Source organism: Brevibacterium album DSM 18261 (genome assembly GCF_000426445.1).
GTDB lineage: Bacteria > Actinomycetota > Actinomycetes > Actinomycetales > Brevibacteriaceae > Brevibacterium > Brevibacterium album.
On record NZ_KE384526.1, the window covers coordinates 805,228 to 821,520 of the forward strand.

Below are 16,293 nucleotides of genomic sequence, written 5' to 3' on the forward strand. Positions count from 1 at the left end.
TCAGGCTCCGGCGCGCAGCAGGACCGTGAGCTCCACCTCGACGGGGGCATTCAGCGGCAGCGCGGCCACGCCCACGGCGGAGCGCACATGGTGCCCTGCCTCGCCGAAGACGGCGCCCAGGAGCTCTGAGGCCCCGTTGAGCACACCGGGCTGCCCGGTGAAGTCCGGGGTGGAGTTCACGAAGCCCGTGACCTTCACGACGCGCTCGATGAGGTCGAGGTCCCCGATGAGGTCCTTGACCGCGGCGAGGGCGTTGAGGGCCGCGGTACCGGCCAGATCGGCGGCCTGGGCCTGGGTGACGGGTCCGCCCACCGCTCCTGTGAGCGGCAGCGCGCCGTCCACGAAGGGCAGCTGACCGGAGGTGAGCACCTGGTCGCCCACACGGAGTGCGGGCACATAGGAGCCAGCGGGGGCGGCAACAGGGGGCAGATCGAGTCCCTGTGCGGCGAGTGCGTCTTCGATGCGGCTCATGTCTCTCCTTCTCAGCCCTGGACGGGGCGCTTCATGTAGGCGACGAGGTTGCTGCTGCCCTCAGGACCGGGGACCACCTGCACCAGTTCGTAGCCCTCCTGACCCCACTGGTCGAGGATCTGCTTGGTGGCGTGGATGAGGAGGGGGACGGTCACGTACTCCCACTTGGTCATGGGCTGTTCCTTTCGTCTGCTGCCTGTGCTCGTTCAGATTACGCACAGCGGCCGCACCGGGAAAGGTGCGACCGCTGTCGTCGTCATGTGCCGAGGTCAGTTGCCGCCGAGGCCGGCCCGGCCGCCGCCGTTGTCGGAGTTGCCTCCGCCTCCGCCGCCGTTGCCGCCACCGCCGCCTCCGCGGTTGCCGCCCCCGTCGCCGCGCTCCGAGGAAGGAGCGCGATAGCTTCCCTGGCTGCCGCCGGCGGAGCCGCCGGGACGCGAGAACCCGGAGTTGCCCTCGGTGTGGGTGACCGCCTGGCGCATGATGTTCTGCCAGGTCTTTCCGGAGATGGTGGCGCCGTAGATGCGTCCGCGCACGGAGCCCGCACCTTCAGTCCGCCAGTCCCTGTTCCTGTCCGGGTCACCGGTCCACACGAAGGTGGAGAGCGTGCGCGTGAAGCCGGCGAAGGTCGTCGAGCCGACCTCGAAGTTGGTGGTACCGGTCTTGCCGGCAGCGGGCACCCCGATGCCGAGGCCGCTCGTGGTGCCGCCGTTGAAGGTCTGGCTCATCGCATAGGAGACGCCCTTTGCGACATCCTTCTCCAGAGTCTGTGTGCAGTCCGCGCCCGGCACCTCGATCTCCTCACCGTCGTTCGTGGTGATCGAGTCGATGGCGACGGGCCTGCAGTACTCGCCGTCGGCCGCGAAAGTGGCGAAGGCCGCGGCCATGTCGAGCGGGGTCACCTGGACCACTCCGAGAATGGAGGCCGGGCCCAGTGCAGCGATATACCCATCGGCGTCAGGCGTGTCCAGCGGCTCACCGCTGCCGTACTTGATGCCCAGCGACTCAGCGGTCTTCATGATGCCGCACATATTCAGCTGATTGCCCATCGCGGCATAGGCGGTGTTGGTCGAGGACTTGGTGGCCTGCAGCGCCGACATCGAGGAGCTGCCGCTGCCGTCACCGGCGTTGCGGGGGTTCCACGGTCCGCCCATGTTGGGACAGCCGTCGTAGCGCCAGGAGCCCGCGGTGAAGTTCCGCCGGGTGGCATTCACCGTCGTGCCGAGCCCTTTGCCCTCCTTGAGCCATTCCGTGAGCACCATGGGCTTCCACGTCGATCCGATCTGGAAGCCGTTCGAGCCGTTGTGCTTGCGGTCCACGTTGTAGTTGATCTGCGTGTCCGCCTCGGAGTCCGTCTCCGTGACGGTGTAGTTCCGGTTCTGCGCCATCGCGACGATGCGACCGGTTCCAGGCTCCACCGTGGACGCCGCGTGACCGGCGTGGGAGGCATCGTCCGCAGGGATGCGGTCCTTGAGGGCCTTGTCCGCGATGTCCTGGATCGCGGGATCCAGGGTGGTCTTGATGGTGAGGCCCCCGCGGTTGAGGAAGTTGGTGCGCTCCGCAGGTTCCTCGCCGAAGGCCTCATCGTTCTCGATCACACGCTGCACGTAATCGCAGAAGTACGCCTTGTTCCCTGCTGCGGCGCAGCCGTTGGGCGTCGTGTGGATGTCGAGGTCGAGGTCGGTGTCTTTGACCTCGGTGTACTCCTCTTCCGTGATGAAGCCGTGCTGGTGCATGAGCGCGAGCACGGTGTTGCGGCGCTTGAGGGTCTGCTCGGGGAAGCGCTCGGGGTTGTTCGCGGACGGGTTCTGCACGATGCCCGCGAGCGTCGCGGACTGCTGGATATTCAGCTCCGCGGCGGAGATCCCCCAGTACCGGTAGGCCGCCGCCTCGACGCCGAACACGGCGGGCGAGCCCGAATAGTTGTTGATGTTGAGGTACCGGTGGAGGATCTCGTCCTTGCCGTACTTGTTCTCCACGGCCACCGCGAGCTTGGCCTCACGGAGCTTGCGTGCATACCCGGCGGTGCCGTCCGATTCCTTCGCCGCCTCGACGCCTTCTGCATCGTTCTCCGCGTGCGCGTTCTCAGCCAGCACGTTCTTCACGTACTGCTGGGTGAGCGTCGAGCCGCCCTGCGTCGATGAGGAGACCATGTTGTGGACCACCGCACGGGCGATGCCCTGGAAGTCCACGCCGGAGTGCTCGTAGAAGCGGTAGTCCTCCACCGCGACGGTCGCGTCCTTCATCTCCTGGGAGATCTCGTCGAAGGCGACCTCCTGGCGGTTCTGCCAGTAGAACTCGGCGATCTCGGAGCCGTCTGCGGCGAGCATGCGGGACCTCTGCGCCAGCGGGCGCTCCTCAAGCTCGGTGGGGAGGGCGTTGAACACGTCCACCGCGGTGTCCGCGCCGGCAGCCGCCATGCCCACCGAGGGGATGGCCAGTCCGGCGCTGACGATGCCGGCGATGCAGCTCACAGCGATGAACTGGACGAACGCACTGAGTTTCGTCGACTTCTTCTGGGCAGAGGTCACCATGACAAGAAGTGTATCCAAGCACGCAAGCCGTACGGCTCAGGAAACGCCAAGGCGCGGTGCCGGCTCCGCATGGCCCTCTCGCCGATGCTCGCGTTGCCTGCCACGGCCCTCGGTGCCCTGCCCCACAGCACAGATCAGCACTTGGGCCGAAGACGCCCGCCGCGCAGGGGTGCCCGCCTCAGCGCTCGGCGGGGACGAGCCGCAGCAGGCTCACCTCCGGAGGGCAGGAGAAGCGGACGGGCGCATAGGGCGAGTACCCCAGACCCGCGCTCACGTTCACCCGGGTGCGCCGGTAGGGGAACAGGCCTCGGGCGCGGGTGCGGTCCAGATCGGAATTGGTGACCGGTGCGCCCCAGAACGGAATGCGCACCTGCCCGCCGTGCGTGTGGCCGGCGAGAACGAGCTGGGCCCCGGCAGCGGCGAAGGCCTCGAGCGCCCGGGAGTAGGGCGCATGGGTGACGCCGATTCTCACCGCTCCCCCGCCACTGTGCTCCTCCGCACCGAAGGAGGGGTGCGTCTCCGTGATCCGCGCAGCGTCCATGTGCGCGTCCCCCAGTCCGGAGAGGTCCAGACGCACACCGCCCACTTCGAGAGAGGCGTTCCTGTTGTCGAGCCGCTTCCAGCCGCGCGCCTCGAACGCCGCGACGAGCTCCCGCGTCGGCAGCTCCGCATGCCCGGATTTGTCCTCGTGCTGTGTGGTGCGCCGCCAGATGTAACGCGCGGGATTCTTGGGCTTGGGGCCCCAGAAATCGTTGGAGCCCAGCACGAAGGCCCCTGGGAGATCGAGCAGCGGATCGAGTGCGTGCAGCACCTCCGGCAGCGTGTCACCCCCGAAGTTGTCTCCCGTGTTCACCACCAGGTCCGGCTCGAGCGAGACGAGCGATCGCACGAACTCAGCGCGGAATCCCTGCCCCTTCGCCAGGTGCAGATCGGAGAGGTGCAGGATCGTCAGCGGGCGGCTCCCTGCAGGCAGGAGCGACAGGGTGTGCCGCCGGATCCGAAACGACCGGGGCTCCACGAGGGCCGACCACGCGAGGCCCGCGGCACCCGCGGCGGCGAGAAGGGCGCCGGCGCGGAGCAGGCGGGAGCGGGGTGCGAGACTCATGCGGTCCATTGTCCCAGGTGCGAGACCCCCCGCCCGCCCGAGTATGCCGGGGCGGCCGCGGGATGGGACGCACCTTGGGCGCGCCGCCGCATCACAGCGCGCCGAAGTGGCCGTGGGGAAGGGGTGCGCCTCGGGAGCCGGTCCCCGTCCTCAGCGCCGGGCGGCGAGGGAGGGATGCTCGTGGAGGTCCGCCTCGCGCGCGGTCCGGGCGCGTACGTGCCGGGAGATGCGCCGCCGTCCCACGAGCCTGCACACCAGGTAGATGAGGAAGCTGATGGTCGTGACGAACGGGCTGATCGGCACCACGGGAGAGCCCAGCGCGATGAGCACGCCGCCCACAGAGGACACCACGGCGAACACCACGGACAGCAGCGGGGTGAGCACCGGCGAGGCGGTGATCTGGCTGGCGGCCGCCGCCGGGGTGATGAGCAGGGCGAGCACCAGCAGCACGCCCACCACCTGCACCGAGAGCGCGACCGCGAGCCCCAGCATGATCATGAAGACGATCTGGAGCGCGCCCACGGGGACGCCTCGGGCACGGGCGACGTCCGCGTCGAGGCTCGAGAACATGAGCGGGCGCCACACCACCGCGAGCACCGCCAGCACCACGAGCGAGCACAGGACGAGGAGCCGCAGCTGATCGGCGCTGATGGCGACGATCTGGCCGGTCAGCAGGCCGAACTTGCTCGCCGCGCGCCCCTCGTAGAGGGCGAGGAAGAGGATCCCGAGGCCCAGGCAGAACGGCATGAGCACGCCGATCACCGCGTTCTTCTGGGACTCCCGCACGCCTCCCACCGCGATGAGCAGGGCGGCGATGACGGAGCCCACGAAGCTGCCGTGAACCACATCGAAGCCGATGAGCAGGAACAGGGCCGCGCCCGCGAACGACATCTCGGCGATGCCGTGGACGGCGAAAGCGATGTCGCGGGTCATGACGAAGACGGACATGATGCCGCCCACGACGCCCAGGAGCGCAGCGGCGAGGATGGAATTGCGCAGGAGGACCACGAGCTCGCCGTAGTCCTCGAACGTGAAGAACTGGGTGAGGAACTCCATCTCAGAGCACCGCCGGTCCGCGCAGCGCAGGAGCGTCCGCCGGGCTGAGCTCCGCCTCGGGGTGGTGCGGGTGGTCGTCCCCGCCCACGATGACGAGGCGGTCCCCCACCTCGACGACCTCAATGGGGCTGCCGAACAGTTCCGTGAGCGATTCCGTGGTGATGACCTCCTCGGGCGTGCCCACCCGGTAGTGCCCGCCCGCCAGGTACAGCACGCGGTCCACGTACGGCAGGATCGGATTGATCTCGTGCGTGACGAAGAGGACGGCCGTGCCGCGCTCCCGGCGCATCTCGTCGATGAGCGCGGCTACCCGCTTCTGGTGGTTCATGTCGAGGGAGAGCAGGGGCTCGTCGCACAGCAGGAGCTTGGGCTCGCCCACGAGGGCCTGCGCCACCCGGAGCCGCTGGAGCTCGCCGCCGGAGAGCAGGCCCGCGGGCGCGTTCGCGTAGCTCTCCGCGCCCACCGCCGTGAGCAGCTCGTCCACCCGCGCGCGCCTGCGCCGGCTGAACAGGCCCGGCCCCCAGCGGTGCCCGTCGAGGCCCATCCGCACGAGGTCGCGCCCCCGCATGGGCGTCGCCCGGTCGAGGCCGCGCTGCTGCGGGATGTAGCCGATGTCCCCGTCGCCGGCGCGCACGGGGTGCCCGCCCACGCGGGCGGTGCCGGTGCGGAGCTGGTTCTGCCCCAGGAGGACCTTGAGCAGCGAGGTCTTGCCCGTGCCGTTGGGGCCGAGGACCGCGACGAACTCGCCGGCCTCCACTGCCAGGCTCAGGTGGTGCCAGACCACCCGGTCGCCGAAGCGCAGCTCCGCGTCGTCGAGTTCGAGGACGGGGGCGCTGTTGTCTGTCACGAGAGGGCCTGCTCCAGAGCGTCGATGTTCGCGGACATCCACTCACTGTACGACTGATCCGCCGCCGTGGTCTCCGAGAGCTCGACCACCGGGATGCTCAGCTCCTCCGCCGTCTCCCTGAGGGTCTCCGCCTCCGGGCCCGAGGTCTGAGTGTTGTAGGCGAGCACCGCCACGTCCTCGTCCTCCAGCGCCGTCGTGGCATCGCGGAGCACGATGGGTGAGACGTCGGCACCGGCCTCGACTGCGTAGACGAACTCCTCCGGCACGACGTTCTCGAGCCCCATGTCCTCGAAGAGCCACAGGGCGACGGGCTCCGTGACGGCCGCCTTCTCACCCTCGTGCGCCTCCCGGATGTCGCCGAGGCGCGCGTTCATCTCGTCCAGCTCGCCACGGATGGTCTCCGCATTGGAGGCGAAGGCCTCGGCATCGTCCGGGCTGAGTTCAGCGAGATGGGCCTCCACCTCGTCCACGACCGCGAGCATGGTGGGCACGGAGTACCAGACGTGCTCGTTGAACGCGCCGTGGTCGTGGCCCTCGTGGCCGTCCTCCGCGTGGTCGTGGCCCTCGTGCGCGTCCTCGGCGTGGTCGTGGCCTTCGTGCCCGTGGCCCTCGTGTGCGTCCTCGGCGTGGTCGTGGCCCTCGTGGTCCTGACCCGCTTCCGCGTGGTCGTGGCCTTCATGGCCCTCCTCGCCGTGCCCGTGGCCCTCGTGGCCGTCCTCGCCCTCGGCGGTCTCCTCGCCTTCCACGGGTTCGCCCTCGTCGCCGTGTCCGTGATCGTGGCTGTGCGCGGAGGCGTCCTCGGAGCCCGGGAGCCCGGAGATGCCCACCGCGTCGATGACCTCGGGATCGCCGTCGATGGCCTCGAGCATGGTCGACATGTAGCTGTCGTAGCCGCCGCCGTTCATCACGACGAGGTCCGCCTTCGAGAGCGCGAGCTGGTCGCGGGCGGAGGCCTCGTACTCATGCGGGTCCTGAGCCGGGTCCGAGATGATCGGGGTGACCTCGGCCGCATCACCGGCCACGGCCTCGGCGAGCGAGGCGTAGACGTTCGTGGAGGTGACCACGGTGACCTCGCCACCGTCCTCGCCCGCTCCTGCGGAACCGCTGCCGCAGCCGGCGAGCACGAGCGCTGACGCGGAGGCGGTGAGGATGACAGGCAGGCTGCGCATGCCGGGACCCCTTTCGGGTGAGCGGATTTCGACGTCGTTCACAGTACGACGCGGATCCGAGGTGCACTAATGCAGATATGTAGATACGACCAGAGGGGCCAGTGCGCACGAAAGCTCGGTCCGAACACGCAACTGCATGCCCGAACCGAGCTTTCGTGATACCGGGTCGCTCGGGTCTGCTCAGACCGGCTGGGCCTGGCCCATCTTCGCCTCAGCCACCAGCCCGGCCAGCTGCACCGTGTTGAGCGCAGCGCCCTTGCGGAGGTTGTCGTTGGAGACGAACAGCACGAGGCCGCGGTTGCCGGGCACCGACTGGTCCTGCCGCACGCGGCCCACGAAGCTGGGGTCCTGACCTGCGGCCTTGAGCGGAGTGGGCACCTCGTCCAGGGTCACGCCCGGCGCCTGCGCGAGGATCTCGCGTGCCTCCTCGGCGCTGATGTCACGGGAGAACTCCGCATGGATGGACAGCGAGTGGCCCGTGAAGACCGGCACGCGGACGCAGGTGCCCGCCACCAGCAGCTCGGGCAGACCGAGGATCTTGCGCGACTCGTTGCGGAGCTTCTTCTCCTCATCGGTCTCGCCCTCGCCGTCGTCCACGAAGCTCCCGGCGTGGGGCAGGACGTTGAATGCGATGGGCTGGGTGTAGACCTCCGCGGCCGGGAAGGGGGCGGCGGAGCCGTCGGTGACCAGCGCCTCGGCGGCGGGGATGACGGCCTCGGCCTGACCGGAGAGCTCGCGCACCCCGGCGAGGCCGGAGCCCGAGACCGCCTGGTAGGTGGCGACCTTGAGACGCTCGAGGCCGGCGGCGTCGTGGAGAGCTTTGAGCGGGGGCATCGCAGCCATCGTGGTGCAGTTGGGGTTGGCGATGATGCCCTTGGGCAGATCCCGCAGGGCATCCGGGTTGACCTCGCTCACGACGAGCGGGACGTCGGGGTCCCCGCGCCAGGCCGAGGAGTTGTCGATGACGACGACCCCGGCGGCGGCGAAGCGCTCGGCCTGGGCCCGGGAGGTGGCCCCGCCCGCGGAGAACAGGGCGATGTCGAGTCCGGAGGGATCCGCGGTCGCGGCGTCCTCGACGGTGATGTCCTCACCCCGGAACGGCAGCGTGGTGCCGGCCGAGCGCGCCGAGGCGAAGAAGCGGATCGAGGCGATCTCGAAGCCGGGATCGGCCTCGAGGAGGGTGCGCATGACGCCGCCCACCTGGCCGGTGGCGCCCACGACGCCGATGTGCACGCCCTGTGCCGTGCTGCTGGTGCTCTGCTCGCTCATCGTCCCGTACCTCCGTAGACCACTGCCTCTTCCTCCTGCGAATCCAGCCCGTAGGCCCTGTGCGCGGCGCGCACCGCGCGGTCGAGGCTCTCGCTGCGGGTCACCACGCTGATGCGGATCTCCGAGGTCGAGATCAGCTCGATGTTGACCTCCTCCTCGCTGAGCGCCTTGAACAGGGTCGCGGTGACGCCCGGGTGCGAGCGCATGCCGTCGCCCACCACGGAGAGCTTGCCGATCTGGTCGTCGTAGCGGAGGTGGTCGAAGCCGATGGTGTCCTTACGGGCCTCCAGTGCCTCGATCGCCTTGCCGCCGTCCGTCATCGGCAGCGTGAAGGAGATGTCCGTGCGGCCGGGATCGCGCGTGGAGATGTTCTGCACGATCATGTCGATGTTGATCTCCTCCTCCGCGATGAGGTTGAAGATCTCAGCCGCCTTGCCCGGTACGTCCGGGACGCCGACGATGGTGAGCTTGGCCTCGGAGCGGTCGTGCGCGACGCCGGAAATGATGGGCTGTTCCACTGTGGACTCCTTGAGCTTGTCGGTGCGGAAGGGCTCGGGGATCTCTGCGTCCGTGACCCACGTGCCGGTGTGCTGGGAGAAGGACGAGCGCACGTGGATGGGCACACCGGAGCGGCGGGCGTACTCCACGCAGCGGAGCATGAGGATCTTGGCGCCCGAGGCCGCCATCTCCATCATCTCCTCGTAGCCGATCCTGTCGATCTTCCGCGCCGAGGGCACGATCCGGGGATCGGCGGTGAAGACGCCGTCCACATCGGAGTAGATCTCGCACACGTCCGCGTCCAGCGCCGCGGCGAGGGCGACGGCGGTGGTGTCCGAGCCGCCCCGGCCGAGGGTGGTGATGTTCTTGGCCGTCTGGCTGACACCCTGGAAGCCCGCGACGATCGCGACGTAGCCCTCGTCGAGCGCGGACCGGATGCGGCCGGGCGTGACGTCGATGATACGGGCCCTGCCGTGACTCTCGTCCGTGATCACGCCGGCCTGGGAGCCGGTGAAGGACTGGGCCTCGGAGCCGAGGTTCGCGATGGCCATGGCGAGGACGGCCATCGAGATCCGCTCTCCTGCCGTGAGGAGCATGTCGAGCTCGCGCGGCGGCGGGACGGGAGAGACCTCCTGCGCGAGGTCGATGAGATCATCGGTCTGGTCGCCCATCGCGGAGACGACCACGACGACGTCGTGACCGGCATCGCGATAGGAGACGATGCGCTTCGCGACCCTCTTGACCGATTCGGCATCGGCGACGGAGGACCCTCCGAACTTCTGTACAACGAGGCTCATGAGCTCATTTCTCTCGCGGGCACTGGTATCTCTCCGACGCCGGAGCCGCCGCACGGGCGACTCCGATCCCAGACGTCCCCTGCATGAGGTGCGCTGCCGGTCCGTGCCGAGCACGTCCCCGCCTGCGCCCGGTGTCCTGTGCGCAGAATCTTCCCCGCCTACGCGGGGAGCACGCTCCACAGGAGCACCGACGCCTGCGTCCTGGAGGGGCGAATCATCCCCGCCTGCGCGGGGAGCACCCTGCCCGCCCGTGAGGACGGAGCCCAGGTCGCCGGGCCGCTGTTCATTGTACGGGGCGTGATCCGCCGCACTCGGACCGGCCTGACATGCGGACGCCGCGGTGCGTGCTGCGGGCGGGCGCCGGGGGCGTCGCACTTGCGTCGCGCACCCGCGGCCGCCGCGCACCCCGCGACCGCTCCGCACGGAGTGGTCTGCCGTACCAACACGATTCCGACGGTTTCGCGTTCCCACACCAGACCACAGTGCGTAGCGCCCAGCTCATCAGGGTGCTTCGAGCCGATCTTCTCGGACTGCGGGCTCTGCTTCCTCACGGTCCCAGGTGACCGTGTATCCCAGTGCACTCAGCACGCCAACCGCCGATTCGGGATCGTCTCTCACAGCACTGCGCACCTGATTCCTCCGCCAACGGGCACGCCCCTGTCGCAGGACAGTCCTGGCTTCACGCGCATCGTCGATGCCGAATTCGTCGATGAGCATCTCAAGGACGTCCTCCAGACACGGCCGGAATCGGTGGCCTCCCAGGGGAAAGTGCAGGTCCTGCATCGCGGGCACCCTGTCCTGATCCACGCGCTTCTGCGACTGCCTCGTCGTGCGACCGGCCCGGGTCATCACATAGGTGAACGAATCCCTGTGGCCGTGAATGTGGAGGCGAGCTGCAGGCTTCGAGTGCGCGCTGCGCTCATACTCGTACCGGAACAGTGGCTGCCCACCGCTTTGCGGGCTGGCGAACACTTTCACCGTCGAGGTGTCTATCGCGAGGAAGCTGCCGACACCGTCCCATGTACAGTGGTAGGAGACTTTGAGTGACAGAAGAGCCTCGCCGCCGACGCACAGAGGAATACCCGTGTCAGGCTCCTGCCGTACCGCGAGCCGACGCCCATCCTTGACCAGCGAGGCCACAAAGGGAGCGCAACCAGGTGACACCGCACGTACGGTCGCAGTGATCTCCTCCGCGAACTCGCTGGCCTGCTCCTCGAGGGACGCGATCTCACTCACCGAGCAGGAACTCCAGATCACGAAGCCTGTCGTATTTGGCCGCTTCCTCGGCATCCAGCTCGTATGCCGCCCCTCTGCGGCAGAACTCATCGACGTCCCCGATCGACTCGCGCAACGCCCTCAGGCGGTCCTCGACCTCGCCCCGGCTGAGTACTTCAGGTACCAATACGGTCATGACGCACCTCCTTGATCAGGCCCCTCAGTGAAATTGTACGTGCAGGGCGTGGGAGGGCCAGAGTACCGAGGAGCGCGGACACAGCTCTCTCACACCACCGAGCGGCGGCCTTCGAAGGCGCGGCCCAGCGTCACCTCGTCCGCGTACTCCAGATCACCGCCCACGGGCAGGCCCGAGGCCAGACGCGTCACCGTGAGACCCACGCTGCTGAGCAGTCGCACCAGATAGGTCGCGGTCGCCTCCCCCTCGAGATTGGGGTCGGTGGCGATGACGACCTCCGTCACCTCACCGGACTGCAGGCGGGGCAGGAGGTCCTTGATCCGCAGATCGTCCGGCCCGACGCCCGACATGGGGTCGATCGAACCGCCCAGCACGTGGTACAGGCCCCGGTACTCGCGGGTGCGCTCGACCGCCACCACGTCCTTGGGCTCCTCGACCACGCAGATCATGGTCTGGTCCCTCCGGGTGTCCTTGCAGATGACGCACTTCTCGTCCTCGGACACGTTGCCGCAGACGATGCAGAAGCGCACCCGCCGCTTGACCTCGCGCAGGGCGGTCGCAAGCGCCTCGACGTCCGCCTGGTCCGCCTGCAGGATGTGGAACGCCATCCGCTGAGCGGACTTGGGCCCGATGCCCGGCAGGCGGCCGAACTCCTCGACCAGGTCCTGCAGAGCGCCCTCGTAGAGCAGGCTCATTCGTGGATCTCCTCGATGATCGTCCCGCCCAGCAGACGCTCGACCACGGCCGGACCGAACTCAGCCGTCGCATCCAGATCGGCATCACCGGACGTGTCGTAGTCGGCATAGTTCTCGATGGGATCGGGCACGGGCTCCGCGGCAGGTGCAGACGCGGGCGCCCCGTCATGCCGGTTCGAGTCTCCGCTGTGCCGCTGAGCCAGGTGCGCGTACTTGCCCAAGCCGCCGTCGGACTGGGCAGCAGTCGACTGCACAGCGCCCGCGGTGTACCCCGGGTTGTCCGTGAACGCGATGGAGACGTCTGCATAGGCGCCCAGGAAGTCCAGGTCCGCCCCCTGCCCTGCCCCCACCGGGCCGGACTCCGCCGGACCGTCTGCCGCAGGTTCGGCGGATGCCTGTCCGAATGCGTCCGGTCCGCGCTCTGCCGGTCGAGGCGCGGACGAGCTCAGGGGCATGTCTGCCGACTCCGCTGGTCCCGGCTCTCTGCGGTCCGGCCCCGCCTGTGCGGGAGCGGACTGTGCGGGAGCGGATTGCCCGGAGGACGGCTGTCCAGGAGAAGACTGTCCGCCCCAGTCTCCATGCGAGGCATGCTCATCCGCGTAGGGCGGGTACCCGTCGTACTCCGGGTCGTAGGGAGGCTCGCCGGGGGCGAATTCGTCGTCCACGCCCGGCGCCCCATAGTCCGCCTCGATCTCCACGGGCGGCGGCACCACGACGGCGCCGAAGTCCACGGCACCTGCACCAGCCGCGGTCGCGCTCCCCTGGTCGTCGAGGCCCGCCTCACTGGCGGAGCCCGCCCCGCTCGCGAAGCTTGCCTCGCCGGCGGGACCGGCGGAGGCGTTCTCCGAGGCAGACCGTGTCACGGCCGACTCGTGCGAGTGCGCCGCGGGCGAGGAGTCCCCACCGTCTCGGGACGACGCCTCCCCCACCGGCTCCGGAACCGGCTGGCCAGTGAGCTCCTGCGGTGCCGCATCGGCCTGCCACCGCGCCATACCGGGCGCGGGCGCCCACGGATCGGAGCCGGCATCTGCGGGGTCGGAGGCACCCGCGCCGGCGGGTGACACCATCGCCCAGCCCTCGACCGAGCTGTCCGTCACCGCCCACGCGTCCTCCGGACTGGCGGAGGCATGTGCAGAGGCTTTTGCGGAGCCCCCTCGCTCTCCGCCGCCCTGAGCAGATGCGGAGTCCTGTGCGTATGCGGAATCCCTGGTGTGCGCAGAATCCTCGGCACGCTCGGGGGCAGGGTCCTGCTCCTGCGCTGCGGCCGGTGCGCCGACCACGTCCTGGGCCGCCGAGGCAGCCTGAGGATGAGGAGCAGCCTGCGGACGCGACGAGCCCGTTCCGAATGCAGAGTCCGGCTCAGGGTGCGGATGCCGCTCAGGGTCCGGATGCGGCTCAGAAGTCCGGCGAGGCTCAGGGGCCGTGTGCGACGAGGACTCTGGCGGAGGCTCTGAGGTCGCATACGGCTCGGCCGCCGAATGCGCTTCAGAGACCGGAAGCGACGGGGAACCTGGAGCCGGGCTCGCAGCCGCGCCTCGTGTGGGGACGGCAGAGTTCTCCCGCTGCACCTCTGCGGGCGTTTCGCCGCCGCGAGCGCTCAGCGGCCCCGGACTGACGGGCTCCTGTTCGGCAGCAGGCTCACGCCCGCCACGGCTCTCCTGTGGTACGTCATCGGACTGCCAGAAGCGCTCGTGGTCGACCGGAGCACGATCGGCCTCGCGTGGTCCGACGACCCGGTCCATCTCCTCCTGGGACGGCTGACGGGGAGCCTGCCGCTGCACGGAGACAGCACCGGCCGCCGAATCCTGGGACCAGCCATCGCCCTGGGGAGTGTTCGCACCGCCGGGGCCGGGTGCTCCGCCGGAACCTGCAGTTCCACCCGAGCTGGTGGGCACGCCTGGTCCCCCCTGGCCGCCTGGCCTGCCGGAATCGCCGGGCCCGGCCGGGCCGAATCCGCCAGGGGGGATGGGGCCTGCGTTGTCGTCGCCCACCTGGACCGCGGCTCGAATGCCCAGTGAGTCCTCCAGCGCCGAGGACACGAACTGCGCATGAGGTCCGCGCAGGAAGCCCTGCACCGAACCGGGGTTGCTGAATGCCAGATAGAGGGTCCCGTCCGCGAAACGCTGCGGGAACGCGTTGGCGCTCACGATCGCATGGGAGAGCCGCCGCAGCTGCTGCAGACGGGAGAGGACGTCCGGCCACCCGCGGCGAATCGCGTCGATCTCCGCACCGACGCCCGGGCTCTGGCTCTGGCTCTGGCTCTGGCTCTGGCTCTGGCTCTGGCTCTGGCTCTGGCTCTGGCTCTGGCTCTGGCTCGAGTCTGCGCCCTGAGGCGGCGCAGGCACAGGGCCCTGCCCCTGCGGAGGCACGGAATCGAAGCGGTCGGCCGGCTGTGCGGGCGCCCCACCCTGCGGCTGCGCACCGACCCGAGCCGCACCCCGAGCATCCTGCTCATGCGCGCTCGGCGAGGGGGCCCCTGCGGACGGCGGGCCCGTGACCTGCGGGACGCCCGGCTCCGGCGCGCCTCCACGGTCCTGAGCCGGACTCTGCTCCCGGCCACGGCTCTGCTCCTGGACCGGGCTCTGCTGGACACGGCTCTGCTCCTGTGCGGAGTTCTGTCCCTGTGTGAGGCCGGCACCCTGCACAGGACGCTGCCCCTGTACAGCTCCCCGGCCCGACATATCGTCATACCCCTGAACGGCCCCATGAGCGTGGACGGCGTCCGGCCCGGAGGTCGCATCCGGTGCGACCGCGGGCTCGGCTCCACGTCCAGATTCGGCCATGGGCTTCGACTCGCTCGCAGACCCACCCCGGATCCCAGGCTCGGGCTGGCCCGCAGGCCCAGGTCCGGCCACAGCTCCGGACTGGCCCACAGCCGCAGCGCCGGATTCCTCCCCGAGAACGGAGCGCGCCGAGGCCACCGCATCGGCCATTCCCTCGAAGGGGTCATCGGAGCGGCCGGCGGCATCCTGCTCGGCACCGCGTGCCCCGGCACCCGGACCACCAGCACCCGGACCATCGTGTCCGAGACCGCCCTGTCCGGCACCACCGGACGCACCGCCGGCATCGACCGGCATCCCCGAACGGTCCTCGCGCCCATCCGGCATCTGACCGCGCCCACCCGCGGCACTTCCCTCGGCGACCCGCGCACCCGCCGAGGCCCCTGCGCCCACGGCACCTGCGGGGACACCGCCCGGCGCCTCGGCGGCCTCCACACCGAGCATCGGCCCCGGTGCCGCCCCCTGCGGCATCCGACCGGACTGGCTCATGCCCACGCGACGCTCCAGACGGTCCACCCGGGAGATCACGGAGCGGCGCGAGTCCTCCGAGGCCGGCAGCAGGATGCGCGCGCAGATGAGCTCGAGCTGCAGGCGCGGCGAGGTCGCCCCCGACATCTCCGTGAGACCCGTGTTGAGCAGGTCCGCGGCACGGGAGAGCTCCGCGGGACCGTAGGCGCGCGCCTGCACCATGAGGCGCTCGAGGCGGTCCGCCGGCACCTCGGGCAGGAACGCCTGCGCCGAGTCCGGCGCCGCCGCGATGACGAAGAGATCGCGGAACCGCTCCAGCAGATCCTCGACGAAGCGCCGGGGATCGTGCCCGGACTCCACGACGCGCTCCACGGCACGGAACACTCCCCCGCCGTCGCCCGCGGAGAAGGCGTCGACGATGTCGCCCAGCAGCGAGTCATCCGTGTAGCCCAGCAGCGCCACCGCCGTCGCGTAGTCGATCCCGTTCGCATCCGAGCCCGCGATGAGCTGGTCCAGCACGGACAGCGTGTCCCGCACCGAGCCTCCGCCAGCACGCACCACCAGCGGCAGGACGCCCTTGCCCACGGGCACGGACTCCCGTCCGCACAGATCCTCGAGGTAGTGCGTGAGCACCTCCGGCGGCACGAGCCGGAACGGGTAGTGATGGGTGCGCGAGCGGATGGTGCCGATGACCTTCTCCGGCTCCGTCGTCGCGAAGACGAACTTCACATGCGGCGGCGGTTCCTCCACCAGCTTGAGCAGCGCGTTGAACCCCTGAGCTGTGACCATATGGGCCTCATCGAGGATGAAGACCTTGTAGCGATCGCGCGCGGGGGCGTAGACGGCGCGCTCCCGCAGGTCACGAGCGTCGTCGACGCCGTTGTGGCTGGCCGCGTCGATCTCCACGACGTCCAGCGAGCCTCCCCCGCCGTTCGCGAGGTCCCGGCAGCTGGGGCACTCACCGCAGGGCGTGGACGTGGGTCCCTTCGCACAGTTGAGGCAGCGGGCCAGGATCCGGGCGCTCGTCGTCTTCCCGCAGCCGCGCGGGCCGGAGAACAGATAGGCATGATTGATGCGCCCGCTGTCGATCGCAGCGGAGAGCGGACGGGTGACATGCTCCTGGCCGATGACCTCTGCGAAGGTCTCCGGGCGATAGCGTCTGTACAGTGCGGTGGACACATCCCCCAGCCTATAGT

Annotated in this window: 13 protein-coding genes; all 13 read right to left on the bottom strand. The window is 69.6% G+C overall.

Going from position 1 to position 16,293, the window contains the following annotated elements; translation table 11 throughout:
- Window positions 1-471, bottom strand: coding sequence for a RidA family protein (locus K318_RS0117295; protein ID WP_029090413.1), 471 nt, complete (start codon window positions 469-471; stop codon window positions 1-3).
- Between the two features lie 11 nt (window positions 472-482).
- Entirely contained in the window at window positions 483-644 is a 162-nt protein-coding gene (sp36, locus tag K318_RS25100) for a Sp36 family protein (RefSeq protein ID WP_169721490.1), read from the bottom strand.
- Window positions 645-740: 96 nt separating this feature from the next.
- Complete coding sequence (locus K318_RS0117305) at window positions 741-3,002, bottom strand: transglycosylase domain-containing protein (RefSeq protein ID WP_029090414.1); 2,262 nt, start codon at window positions 3,000-3,002, stop codon at window positions 741-743.
- Between the two features lie 178 nt (window positions 3,003-3,180).
- Window positions 3,181-4,107, bottom strand: a complete 927-nt coding sequence (locus tag K318_RS0117310; RefSeq protein ID WP_029090415.1) for a metallophosphoesterase — start codon at window positions 4,105-4,107, stop codon at window positions 3,181-3,183.
- A gap of 150 nt (window positions 4,108-4,257) precedes the next feature.
- A complete protein-coding gene (locus K318_RS0117315) occupies window positions 4,258-5,163 on the bottom strand; it encodes a metal ABC transporter permease (protein WP_029090416.1) in 906 nt (301 codons plus the stop codon).
- Window position 5,164: 1 nt separating this feature from the next.
- Entirely contained in the window at window positions 5,165-6,010 is an 846-nt protein-coding gene (locus tag K318_RS22920; protein ID WP_051298164.1) for a metal ABC transporter ATP-binding protein, read from the bottom strand.
- Window positions 6,007-7,179, bottom strand: coding sequence for a metal ABC transporter substrate-binding protein (locus K318_RS0117325; RefSeq protein WP_029090417.1), 1,173 nt, complete (start codon window positions 7,177-7,179; stop codon window positions 6,007-6,009). The genes K318_RS22920 and K318_RS0117325 overlap by 4 nt, the downstream gene beginning before the upstream one ends.
- 180 nt (window positions 7,180-7,359) lie before the next feature.
- Window positions 7,360-8,448, bottom strand: coding sequence for an aspartate-semialdehyde dehydrogenase (locus K318_RS0117330; protein WP_051298165.1), 1,089 nt, complete (start codon window positions 8,446-8,448; stop codon window positions 7,360-7,362).
- Complete coding sequence (locus K318_RS0117335) at window positions 8,445-9,743, bottom strand: aspartate kinase (RefSeq protein ID WP_029090419.1); 1,299 nt, start codon at window positions 9,741-9,743, stop codon at window positions 8,445-8,447. Before K318_RS0117335 ends, K318_RS0117330 begins: the two co-directional genes overlap by 4 nt.
- Window positions 9,744-10,244: 501 nt before the next feature.
- Window positions 10,245-10,979, bottom strand: a complete 735-nt coding sequence (locus K318_RS22925) for a hypothetical protein (RefSeq protein WP_051298166.1) — start codon at window positions 10,977-10,979, stop codon at window positions 10,245-10,247.
- On the bottom strand, window positions 10,972-11,154 hold the full coding sequence (locus K318_RS0117345) for a hypothetical protein (RefSeq protein ID WP_029090420.1): 183 nt from the start codon (window positions 11,152-11,154) through the stop codon (window positions 10,972-10,974). Before K318_RS0117345 ends, K318_RS22925 begins: the two co-directional genes overlap by 8 nt.
- Window positions 11,155-11,243: 89 nt before the next feature.
- Entirely contained in the window at window positions 11,244-11,849 is a 606-nt protein-coding gene (recR, locus tag K318_RS0117350) for a recombination mediator RecR (RefSeq protein ID WP_029090421.1), read from the bottom strand.
- Window positions 11,846-16,276, bottom strand: coding sequence for a DNA polymerase III subunit gamma and tau (locus K318_RS25660; protein WP_029090422.1), 4,431 nt, complete (start codon window positions 16,274-16,276; stop codon window positions 11,846-11,848). The genes recR and K318_RS25660 overlap by 4 nt, the downstream gene beginning before the upstream one ends.
- Window positions 16,277-16,293: the final 17 nt, after the last annotated feature.